The sequence below is a fragment of the Streptomyces sp. NBC_00454 genome, from assembly GCF_041434015.1.
In the GTDB taxonomy this organism is placed as follows: domain Bacteria; phylum Actinomycetota; class Actinomycetes; order Streptomycetales; family Streptomycetaceae; genus Streptomyces.
The window spans coordinates 6,232,762-6,243,656 of the sequence record NZ_CP107907.1 but is presented as its reverse complement, the minus strand read 5'-3'; the positions used below and the strand labels follow the sequence as shown (position 1 = coordinate 6,243,656).

Genomic DNA, 10,895 nt, shown 5'->3' with positions numbered 1-10,895 from the left:
TCATGAGCCTGCCCGAGCGCACCGGTCCTGAATTCGACCTACCGGAATCTGACATTCCGCCAGCCTTTACCCCGGCGTCGACCTACCGACTCCAACTCCGCCCCGAGTTCACCTTCACGGATGCGCGGGCAGCGGTACCGTACCTCGCCTCGCTCGGCGTATCCCACCTGCACCTCTCCCCCGTGCTGGAGGCGGTCCCGGGGTCCTCCCACGGGTACGACGTCACCGACCACACCCGGGTCCGCACGGAGCTGGGCGGGGAGGACGGGCTGCGGGAGCTGGCCGCCGCGGCCCGCGCGCACGGGCTCGGACTGGTGCTCGACATCGTGCCGAACCACATGGCGCTGCCGGCGCCGCTGCGGCTGAACCGGCCCCTGTGGGAGGTGGCGCGGGAGGGTCCGCACTCCCCGTACGCACGCTGGTTCGACATCGACTGGGAGGCGGGCGGCGGCAAGCTCATGCTGCCGGTGCTCGCGGCGCCGCTGGACCCGCGGGAGGCCAAGGTGGAGGGGCGGGACGACGGGCGCGACGACGGGCGGCGCGACGGACGGGACGGGCTCGACGGCGGACGGGACGACGGCCCGCTCGGCGACCGGGGCGCCGTACTGCGGATCGGGGAGCTGGAGTTCCCGCTGCGGGAGGGCACGGCCGGACTGGATCCGGCGGAGCTGCTCGCCGCCCAGTGGTACCGGCCCGCGCACTGGCGCGAAGCCCGCACCGGCCTCAACTACCGCCGCTTCTTCACCATTTCGGAGCTGATCGGGGTCCGGGTGGAGGACCCCGAGGTCTTCGCGGTCACCCACGCCAAGGTGCTGGAGCTGGTCCGGGACGGGGTGGCCGAGGGGCTGCGGATCGACCACGTGGACGGCCTGGCGGATCCGGAGGGGTACCTGCGGCGGCTGCGGGCCGCCGTCGGCCGGGGCTGCTGGGTGGTGGTCGAGAAGATCCTGGCCCGCCACGAGCGGCTGCCGACGGCCTGGCCGGTCGCCGGGACCACCGGGTACGACGCGCTCCACCGGGTGGACGGGGTCTTCACCGACCCGGCCGGGGCGGCCCGACTCGCCGCCGATTTCCGGGAGTCGACGGGGCAGCCGGAGTGGTCGCGGACCGCCCGGTCGAGCGCGCGGGAGGTCCTGACCGGCGACCTGGCCGCCGAACTCGCGGCACTGGAGCGACTGGCCGGCCCGGAACTGGCCCCGGCGGTACAGGAATTGCTGATCGCCTACCCCGTCTACCGGCCCTACCCCGGCGAGCCGGAGCTCGCGTCCGCCGCCCTGTCGCAGGCCGCCGAGCGGGCCGGCGCGGACGCGGTGGCGGGCGTACGGGACCTCGTGCTGCGGGATCCGGCCTTCGCGGCCCGCTTCGCCCAGACCTCGGCGGCACTGCGCGCCAAGTCCCTGGAGGACAGGGCCTTCTACCGGTACGCCCCGCTCCTGTCGGCCACGGAGGTCGGCGGGGATCCCGGGAACCCGGCCGTCACCGTGGCGGAGTTCCACGCGTACTGCGCCGAGCTGGCCCGGCTGTGGCCCGGCTCCGGGACGGTGCTGACCACGCACGACACCAAGCGCAGCGCGGACGTCCGGGCCCGGATCTCGGCCCTGTCGCAGGACCCGGCCCTCGCGACCCCTCCGGCCGGCCCGGATCCCCAACTCGGCTGGGTGGCCCGGCAGACGGCCCTCGGCCTGGGCGACGCCGGCCCGGAGCGCGCCGAACGGCTGGAGCAGGCCCTGCTGAAGGCCGTCCGCGAAGCCGCCCTGCACACGAGCTGGACCGAGCAGGACCCGGCGTACGAGGCCACGGTCTCCGGCCACGTCCCGGCGACCCCCATGGAGCTGCCCGGACCGCTGGCGGCGGCGGCCCGCGCCAACCTCCTCGGCATGGCGCTGCTGCACCTGGCCATGCCCGGGGTGCCGGAGGTCTACCAGGGCTCCGAGACGGAGTACCGGGCCCTGGTCGACCCGGACAACCGCCGCCCCGCCGTCTTCCCCCGGGAGGCCCTGGCCCGCCTGGACGCGGGCTCCGCGCCCCGGGGCACGGCCGAGGAGAAGCTCGCCCTGACCGCGGCCCTGCTGCGGCTGCGCCGGAGCCGTCCCGGCCTGTTCACCGGCTACGCCCCGCTCCCCGCCTACGGCCCGGCGGCGGAACACTGCGTGGCCTTCGCCCGCTCCCCCGGCCTGGTGGCGGTGGCCACCCGCCTGTCGCACCTGCTCGCGGGGTCGGGAGGCTGGCGGGACACGGCCCTCGCGCTGCCACCGGGGAAGTGGCGGGAGCTGCCGGTCCTCGGAGCCGCGCGCGAAGCCCCGTACGAGGGCGGGACCAGCCTGGCCGGGCTGCTGGACCGGGCGCCCGTGGCCCTGCTGGTCCGGGAGGGCTAGGCCGTCTCTTCCGGATCTTGCCGGGTCCGGAAGAGACGACCTGGAGGGCGTTCGCCTGCGTGTCCGAAGACGGCTATCACGGGCCCCCCACGGGAATGGGATCACCTGTGACCCTCATCCGTGACATGTGCTACCCCACCCCCCACGAACTCGCCCTCGCCGCCCGCGCGCTCGCCGACGAACACCCCGCCCTCGTGCGCCTGCGCCAGGCCGGCGCCTCCCGGGCCGGGGAGCCGCTCTGGGTGCTCTCGGTCGGACCCGCGGCCGCGGACCCGGATGGAGAGGCCGATGGCGGTGCCGACCCGCGCAACGTGCTCGTCGTCGCCGGTGCGCACGCCAACGAACCCGTCGGCGGAGCCACCGCCCTCGCGCTCGCCCGGCACCTGATCCGCGAACCCGCCGCCGGAACCACCTGGCACTTCCTGCTCTGCGCCGACCCCGACGGCGCGGCCCTGCACCGGACGCCCCGCCCGTACTCGCTCCTCGACTACCACCGGAACTTCTTCCGGCCTCCCGGCCCCGAACAGCCCGAGTGGGCGCCGTCTTTACTGCCCCCGGACCGTCTCCCGCCGGAGACCCTCGCCCTCACCCGTCTCATCGACGAACTGCGGCCCGCCCTGCAGGTCTCCCTGCACGGCACCGATCTCGGCGGTTCCTGGGTCCAGCTCACCCGGGACATACCCGGTCTCGCCGAGCCCTTCGGCAAATCGGCCGCCGAGCTGCGCATCCCGGTCGAGACCAGCGCCTCCGACGCGTCCGGCTGGCCCTCCCCCGGGGCGGGGATCTTCGTGATGCCCGATCCGGGGGCCGGGGCGGCCGGGGCGTTCCAGCCCGAGGACACCCGGCTCAGCACCTGGTACCACGCGCACCGCCACGCCGGTACGACCGCGATCGTCGAAGTGCCCATGTGGGCCTCGGACCTGGTGGACGATCCGGCCCCGCACCCCGACCCGCGCGGCGCCCTGCGGATGCTCGCCGCCCGGCTCACCGCAGACGCCGCGCGCGTGGCCGAGCTGCGCGAGGGCGCGGTCCGCGGTACGGATCCGGCCGCCGCGGCCCTGCTGCGCGCGGTGGACTGGACGCTCGCGCTGATCCCCGCGATCACCGTCGAGTGGACCGGCGCCGGGGCTCCGGCCGAGGCCACCGCGGCCTACATCGGGAGCATCGACGCCTTCGGCCGGCGGCTCTCGCTGCGCGCCGCCGCGATGCTGCTACGGGTCCTGCGCGCCCAGGGCCATCCGGCCGCGCCGGCCGTGGACCGGCTGGTCACCGGCTGGTGCGAGGAGTTCGCGGCCCGCTTCCAGGCCCGCTGGGTCCCGGTGGCCACCCAGGTGGAGCACCAGTCCCGGGTCGTCCTGGCGGCCTACGAGCGCCTCGTGGCGGCGGCGGGATAGCCGGCCCGGCCGCCCGACCGCGTACGGCAGCCGTCACGCACCCTCCACCGGAAGCGCGTACCTCCGCTTCGCCCGGCCCGTGGCCCCGAGCCGGTCGTAGAAGCGGATCGCCCCCTCGTTCCAGTCGGGCGTCTGCCACTCGACGTGCCCGAGGCCGAGCTCGCGGGCCAGGTCCTTCACGCCGTCCATCAGGGCGGCGCCGAGGCCGTGGCCGCGGGCTTCCTCGGCGAGGTAGAGGCAGTCCATGTGGAGGTAGTGCCGGGCATCCCAGAAGGCGAATTCGGCCGAGCAGGCGGCGTACCCGGCGACTGCGCCGTCCGGGGTCTCGGCCAGCAGCACCCACAGCCGGGAGTCTTCGGCGAAGAGCTGTGCGCCGAGCCGGTCGGCGAGACCGGCCGGGCGGGGCGCGGACTTCTCGTACGCGACGTGCTCGCGGATCAGCTCGTCCAGCCGGGGCAGGTCCTGGGGACGGGCGGGCCGTACGACGGGTGCGGCAGCCGCCGCGGACGTGTGTTCCATGGGTGTCATCCTCACGCGCGGGACGCGGGCGTGCTCCACCCGGGTGCCCGGCCGGAGGCCACCGGGCTCATTCGCCCGGGACGCCTCAGCCCGCCGACAGCCGGAACGACATCCGCCCGAAGCCGATCTGGTCCCCGTCCCGCACCACGGCCGAGCCCGTCACCCGACGCCCGTTCACCGTGGTCCCGTTGGTCGAGCCGAGGTCCCTGACCACCCACACCCCGTCGCGCAGGCGGAGCTCCGCATGCGCCCGGGACACCGTCTCGTGGTTGAGCCGCAGCCCGTTGCCCGGATCGCGGCCGATCCGCAACGCCCCCGCGCTCGGGTGCGGGAGCAGCAGCTTGGGCAGCTTCTCCACGGTCCAGGCCCGCCGCACGCCCACCCCGACGGCCGAGGCCCGCCCGACCCAGCCGAACAGCCGACGGGTCCAGGTGCCCTCGCCGACCTCCTCCGGCTCGAGGTCGGCGGTGAGCACGGCGAGCTCCTCGGAGCGCCGGGCGGCGAGGGCGAGTTCGATCCGGCGCACGAGGGTGTCGTGCGACAGCTTGCCCATGGCGGAGCCCTCGCTGAGCTTGCTCAGCGCGTAGTCGCGCTCGGCATCGGAGAGCCGCGGCACGGGATAGGCGGAGAACTCGAAACTCGACGTCACAGGGTGATTGTCGGCCCGTCAGGGGCAGAGTGTCCAGAACTCCTTCGCCGCGCCCGGGATGATGGCCCGGACACGCAGGTTGGGGTAGCGCCGCCAGACGAGGGGACCGTCCGTGCAGTTCGAAGTGTGGGCACCGCTGACAGGCCGGGTCGCCATGCGGCTCGACGAGGTCACGTACGAGATGACGCGCGATCCGGAGCGCGACGGCTGGTGGGTCGTGCAGGCCCCGGCCGCCGACGGCTCCCGGTACGGGTTCCTGCTGGGCCATGCGGAGGACACCGGTGAACCCCTGCGCCCCGACCCGCGCGGGCGTCGCCTGCCCACCGGGCCCGAGGGCCTCTCGGCGGTCGTCGACTTCGAGGCGCTCGCCCCCGAGGTCCCGGCCCCCTCGCCCCGCGTCCCGCTCCAGGACGCCGTCCTGTACGAGCTGCACATCGGCACCTTCACCCCCGAGGGCACCTTCGACGCGGCGGCCGCCCGCCTCGGCCACCTCACCGCCCTCGGCGTCACCCACGTCGAGCTGATGCCGGTCTGTTCCTTCCCCGGCCGGCACGGCTGGGGGTACGACGGGGTCGCGCCCTGGGCCGTGCACGAGCCGTACGGGGGCCCGGCCGGGCTGGTCCGGTTCGTCGAGGCGGCGCACACCGCCGGGCTGGGCGTGGTCCTGGACGTGGTACACAACCACCTCGGCCCCTCCGGCAACAACCTCCCCGCCTTCGGCCCGTACTTCACCGACACCCACCACACCCCCTGGGGCTCGGCGGTGAACCTCGACGCGCCCGGCTCCGACGAGGTGCGCGCGTACCTCCTCGGCAGCGCCCTCGCGTGGCTGCGCGACTACCGGATCGACGGGCTGCGCCTGGACGCGGTGCACGCGCTCGTCGACGGGCGGGCCCTGTCCTTCCTGGAGGAACTGGCCGCGGCGGTGGACGAACTGGCCGCCGAGTCCGGCCGGCCGCTCTTCCTGATCGCCGAGTCCGACCAGTGCGATCCGCGCACCACCACTCCCCGCGGCGCCGGCGGCCTGGGCCTGCACGCACAGTGGAACGACGACTTCCACCACGCGCTGCACTGCGCGGTGACCGGCGAATCCCAGGCGTACTACGCGGACTTCGCCGAGGCCCCGATCGGCGCCCTCGCCAAGACCCTCACCCGGGCCTTCTTCCACGACGGGACCTGGTCCTCCTTCCGGGGCCGCCACCACGGCCGCCCGCTGGACCGCGCCCGTACCCCCGCACACCGGTTCCTCGGCTACACCCAGACCCACGACCAGATCGGCAACCGGGCGGTGGGCGACCGGCTCGCGGCCTCCGTCTCCCCGGGGCTGCTGGCGTGCGCGGCGACGGTGGCGCTGACCGGGCCGTTCGTGCCGATGCTGTTCATGGGCGAGGAGTGGGGCGCGGGCACGCCCTGGCAGTACTTCACCGACCATCCCGACCCGGAGCTCGCCGAGGCCGTACGGACAGGCAGGCGCCGGGAGTTCGCGGCGCACGGCTGGAAGCCGGAGGAGATCCCCGATCCCCAGGACCCGGCCACGCGCGAGCGCTCCTGCCTGGACTGGACCGAGCCCGGCCGGCCGCCGCACGCCCGCCTGCTGGACTGGTACCGCACCCTGGTCAGGCTCCGGCGCACCCACCCGGACCTGCGCGATCCCGATCTGGCGTCGGTCCGGGTGGCCCACGACGAGGAGCGGCGCTGGCTGACCTTCCGCCGGGGTGACATCCGCGTGGTGGTGAACTTCGCCGCGGAGCCCGTCACGGTCGCCCTGGGCCGCAACGGCGTACGGGTCCTGGCCGCCTGGCTCCCCGTGGACCACCCCGATCCCGCCGGACGCGTCCACGTACCGGCCGAATCGGCGGTGGTCCTGGGCCATTAGGCCCGCCGGGCCGCCCGGGGCCTATTCGACGATCGCCAGCTCCCGCGAGGCGTTGTTGAAGCTGCGGCAGCCGCTCTCGGTGACGGTGATGATGTCCTCGATGCGGACGCCGAAGCGGCCGGGGAGGTAGATGCCGGGCTCCACCGAGAAGCACATGCCGGGCACGAGGGGCTGTTCCTCGCCCTCGACCATGTACGGGGGCTCGTGCGTGGTGACTCCGATGCCGTGGCCGGTGCGGTGGATGAACTGCTCGCCGTAGCCGAACTCGGTGATCACCGCGCGGGCCGCCCGGTCCACGTCCTGGCAGGCGGCTCCCGGCCGGGCCGCCGCCACGCCCGCCAGCTGGGCCTCGCGGACGATGTCGTGGACGCGCTGCTCCTCGTCGGTGGGCTCGCCGACGTGGACGGTGCGGGAGATGTCGGAGCCGTAGCCGTCCTTGAGGCCGCCGAAGTCGAGGACGATCATGTCCCCGTCCCGGATCAGCCGGTCGCCGGCCTCGTGGTGCGGGTTGGCGCCGTTGGGCCCGGAGCCGACGATGGCGAAGTCGACCTGGGAGTGGCCGTGGACGCGCAGCAGCGCCGTCAGGTCGGCGGATACGTCGCTCTCGCGGCGGCCGGCGAAGGGGACGTGCAGGATCTGCGCGTACGCGGCGTCCGCGGCCTCGCCGGCCGCCGCGAGCCGGGCCAGTTCACGCTCGTCCTTGACCGCGCGCAGCATGGGCAGCCCGTCGGACAGCGAGACGTACGAGGTCGTCGGCAACTCGCGCTGCATGCCGAGCAGGTGCAGCGCCCAGGTGTTGTCGCTGACCCCGAAGCGGCCCCTCACGTCCAGCAGCGGTGAGGTCACGGTGTACGGGTTCTTCCCGTCGGCCCAGTCGCGCAGGGTCAGCGCGGCCGCCCCGGGCGCCTTCGCCGCGTCGGGGGCCTCCAGCGCGGGGACGACGAGGACGGGGTCCTGGCCGGCGGCGAGGACGAGCAGGGTCAGCCGCTCGGTGTCGACCGGCCGGTATCCGGTGAGGTGGGCGAGGTCGGGCCCGGGGGAGATCAGCAGGCCGGCCAGGCCGGCGTCGGCGGCGGCCTCGGCGGCGGCGGCCATCCGGGCTGCGTAGTCGGCGGCCGTGAAGGGTTCGGAGTCGTGGTCCATACCGGGATCCTGCCGCGCTCCGCCCGGTGATGGCAGGGGCCGCGCCGATCGGCCCCGCCCCGGCGCGGCGCGGAGCCCTGCGGGGCTCCCGTCACGCCGGGGTCACCGCCCGCAGCGCCCACTCCAGCGGCCCCCGCCGCAGCTCCGTACCGCGCAGGAGGTGCTGCCAGGCCAGGCAGCCGACCACCGCGCAGGCACTGAAGCCGGCCAGGGCCTCCCACCCGCTCCAGCCCCGCAGGAACAGCGCCAGCGCAACCGCGTGCACCACGTACACCGACAGGGCCATCGCGCCGACGGCGGCGAGCGGCCGCAGCGCCTTCGCCACCCAGCCGGCGGCCCCCGCGGCGAGGGCCAGCGAGCCGATGAGGGCGGCGCCGACCCCGGCGTTGCCGAGGGTCTCCAGCGGGGTCTGGCTGTAGGGGCCGGCCAGCAGCATCCAGTCCCAGGAGGTGCTGGGGACGGCCCCGAACTGCTCGCTCAGCACCGCGGCGACCGGGTCGGGCTCCGCCATGGCCCAGGGGTGCTCCCGCGCGACGGCCCGCAGCAGTGCTTCGCGCCGGCCCCCGGGGCCGAGGGCGAGCCAGGAGGCGCCGTACCCGAGGGCTGCGACCGCCGCCCCGGCGCCGGTGAGCAGCCGGAGCGAACGCTTGCCGCGCAGGTCGGCGAGGCGGCCGAGGGCCATGCCGACCAGGATGTACGGGAAGTAGGTGAGCAGCGGGTACGCGCCCGAGAGCAGCAGGTCGCGCACGGTCTCCCCGGCTCCGGACCAGCTCGTCAGGGAGGCCGGGACCGGGGTGGCTCCGCGCCCGCCGGTGCGCAGCCCGAGGGCCTGGCCCAGGGCGTAGGAGAGGACCGGGCCCAGGAGCACCGCGGCGCCGGCGCTGGCGGCCAGGGTGCGGGTGCGCAGCCGGGTGAAGGGCTCGGCGGCCAGGAAGTAGACGGCGTAGAAGGCCAGGATCACGAGGATGCCGGGCGAGAGCGCGGCGAGGAGCAGGCCCAGCGCGGCGAGGATCGCGCAGCGGGTCAAGGTGGCGCGCAGCGGCGGCGGTTCGGTGGCGCGGGCACGGGCCAGCGCGAGGGAGAAGCCCGCTATGAGGGTGAAGACGGCGGGGGCGCGGCCGTCGGCGGCCACGAGCAGCCAGCCGGCGCCGTCGGGGACGGGCGGCGGGCCGACGTGGACGGCGAACATGCCGAGGACGGCGGCGCCGCGGGCCGCGTCCAGGCCGGTCAGTCGGTTTGATCCCATATGGGTAGGGAGGGGGATCGGGGCGGCGAGGTTGCCTGCAGGGGCCGATGGGCCCGGGTCGATGGGCCCGGGCCGGAGCGAGGCTCGGGGGACGCTCGAGGCGGGCGACCGGCGCGGTGGCGTCGTACGAGGTCACCGCGCCCTCACCCGATAAGGCGTCGCGGGAGCACCCCGCTGATCGGCTATGCTGTGCATGCACATCGAACGGGTGGTCCGCCGCCCGTCGTGGTGGGTGTAGCTCAGTTGGTAGAGCACCTGGTTGTGGTCCAGGTGGCCGCGGGTTCAAGTCCCGTCACTCACCCTGTTGATCCCGTGGGGGGTACGAGGTTTCCTCGTACCCCCCACGGGTTTTTTGTGACCCCGCCCCCGGCGATCACTGCGGCCTCCTGGACAGCCTGGCAGGATCAACGGTATGAAAAGCGACATCCGGGTCCTGATCGCCGACGACCGGGACACGGCCGCCGCCCCGCGCGGCCCGGTCGGCTGACCCGGGCCCGGCGTCCGTGTCCACGTGGCTGTCCATCAATGGTCTCGCGGTGCTGCTGCTCACCGTCCTCCTGGCGGCCGCGGTGTTCGCGGGCACGGTGTGGGTGTGGCCCCGACTCACGGGGCGCGGGGTACGGCCGGTGCTGGGCCGGGCCGGGCTCCAGCTGGCGGTCACGCTGACGATGGGGGTGCCGCTACTGCTCGCGGTGAACTCCTCGTACGGCTTCTACAGCTCCTGGCGCGACCTGCTGTCCCTCCAGCGCGAGGAGCCGGCGCCCGCGGGGACGGACCCGGCGGGGCGGGACGGGCTGCTGGTGCGCAGTACGCACTCGTGGCGCCACGGCGGCTCGGACGACCCGGCGGTGATCGGCCGGATCGAGGCGGTCACGGTGCGCGGGCCGCGCAGCGGGCTGTCGGCGCAGGCGTACGTGTACCTGCCGCCGCAGTACCTGAACGCGACGGCTCAGCGGCGTGCGGAGTTCCCCGTGGTGCTGGCGCTGAGCGGGTTCCCGAGCACGACGCGGGTGCTGATCGACCTGTTCCGGTATCCGCAGGTGGCGCTGGACGCGGTACGGGAGGGGAAGATGCGGCCCGCGGTGCTGGTGCTGACCACCCCGACGGTGGCGCCGCCCCGGGACACGGAGTGCGTGGACGTGCCGGGCGGGCCCCGGGTGGAGACCTTCTTCGCGGAGGACCTGCGGGCGGCGACGGCCGCGCACTACGGCCTCACGCGCGACCCCCGGGGATGGGGCGTGATGGGCAACTCGGTGGGCGGGTACTGCGCGCTGAAGCTGGCCCTGCGCAAGCCGGAGGCGTACCGGGCCGCGGCCGGGCTCTCGGCCTCGTACGAGGCTGCGCGCGACGCCGACACCGGTGACCTGTTCGGCGGCGACGCAAGCCGCCGGCGGGAGAACGACCTGCTGTGGCGGCTGCGGAACCTGCCGCAGCCCCCGGTGTCCCTGCTGGTGGCGAGCAGCCGCAGGGGCGAGCACCAGTACCCGCAGACACTGGAGTTCATCGAGGCGGTGCGCCCGCCCGCCCGGATCTCGTCGATCGTCCTGGCGAGCGGCGGGCACAACTACGAGACGTGGGGGCGCGAAGTGCCGCCCGCGCTCGTGTGGTTGGTGGGCCGGCTGGCTCCGGGTGACGGCGGGTCATGAGGACGCACCGCCGGTCACGGCGGTTCGTGACGGGTCGTGACGGACTC

8 protein-coding genes and 1 tRNA gene are annotated in these 10,895 nt (G+C 75.0%); 5 read left to right on the top strand and 4 right to left on the bottom strand.

The window, feature by feature from the left end:
- Positions 1-2: 2 nt before the first annotated feature.
- Both treY and OHU74_RS28620 read left to right on the top strand, forming a co-directional pair.
- Positions 3-2,375, top strand: coding sequence for a malto-oligosyltrehalose synthase (gene treY / locus OHU74_RS28625; RefSeq protein ID WP_371618528.1), 2,373 nt, complete (start codon positions 3-5; stop codon positions 2,373-2,375).
- A 107-nt stretch (positions 2,376-2,482) separates the two neighbouring features.
- The gene (locus tag OHU74_RS28620) at positions 2,483-3,769 is read left to right on the top strand and encodes a M14 family zinc carboxypeptidase (protein ID WP_371618527.1); all 1,287 of its coding nucleotides are present in this window, start codon (positions 2,483-2,485) and stop codon (positions 3,767-3,769) included.
- Positions 3,770-3,802: 33 nt separating this feature from the next.
- On the opposite strand, the gene OHU74_RS28615 is transcribed toward OHU74_RS28620, so the two are convergent.
- Both OHU74_RS28615 and OHU74_RS28610 read right to left on the bottom strand, forming a co-directional pair.
- Complete coding sequence (locus tag OHU74_RS28615) at positions 3,803-4,288, bottom strand: N-acetyltransferase family protein (protein WP_371618526.1); 486 nt, start codon at positions 4,286-4,288, stop codon at positions 3,803-3,805.
- Between the two features lie 85 nt (positions 4,289-4,373).
- Positions 4,374-4,937 (bottom strand): FHA domain-containing protein, encoded by a 564-nt coding sequence (locus tag OHU74_RS28610; protein ID WP_371618525.1) that lies wholly within the window; start codon positions 4,935-4,937, stop codon positions 4,374-4,376.
- 112 nt (positions 4,938-5,049) lie between these two features.
- Between OHU74_RS28610 and treZ the strand changes: the two genes are divergently transcribed.
- Positions 5,050-6,813: a malto-oligosyltrehalose trehalohydrolase gene (gene treZ / locus OHU74_RS28605; protein WP_371618524.1), complete on the top strand. Its 1,764-nt coding sequence runs from the start codon at positions 5,050-5,052 to the stop codon at positions 6,811-6,813.
- A 21-nt stretch (positions 6,814-6,834) separates the two neighbouring features.
- Here treZ and OHU74_RS28600 read toward each other — a convergent pair whose 3' ends face one another.
- Positions 6,835-7,956, bottom strand: coding sequence for a M24 family metallopeptidase (locus tag OHU74_RS28600; protein ID WP_371618523.1), 1,122 nt, complete (start codon positions 7,954-7,956; stop codon positions 6,835-6,837).
- Positions 7,957-8,047: 91 nt separating this feature from the next.
- On the bottom strand, positions 8,048-9,202 hold the full coding sequence (locus OHU74_RS28595) for a heparan-alpha-glucosaminide N-acetyltransferase domain-containing protein (protein WP_371618522.1): 1,155 nt from the start codon (positions 9,200-9,202) through the stop codon (positions 8,048-8,050).
- Between the two features lie 228 nt (positions 9,203-9,430).
- Between OHU74_RS28595 and OHU74_RS28590 the strand changes: the two genes are divergently transcribed.
- A tRNA-His gene (locus tag OHU74_RS28590) sits at positions 9,431-9,503 on the top strand.
- A 202-nt stretch (positions 9,504-9,705) separates the two neighbouring features.
- A complete protein-coding gene (locus OHU74_RS28585) occupies positions 9,706-10,848 on the top strand; it encodes an alpha/beta hydrolase (RefSeq protein ID WP_371618521.1) in 1,143 nt (380 codons plus the stop codon).
- Positions 10,849-10,895 lie beyond the last annotated feature (47 nt).

Coding starts and splice junctions, on each gene's coding strand:
- OHU74_RS28595 (WP_371618522.1), bottom strand. CDS start 9,202: ATGGGATCAAACCGACTGACCGGCCTGGACGCGGCCCGCGGCGCCGCC.
- treY (WP_371618528.1), top strand. CDS start 3: ATGAGCCTGCCCGAGCGCACCGGTCCTGAATTCGACCTACCGGAATCT.
- OHU74_RS28600 (WP_371618523.1), bottom strand. CDS start 7,956: ATGGACCACGACTCCGAACCCTTCACGGCCGCCGACTACGCAGCCCGG.
- OHU74_RS28615 (WP_371618526.1), bottom strand. CDS start 4,288: ATGGAACACACGTCCGCGGCGGCTGCCGCACCCGTCGTACGGCCCGCC.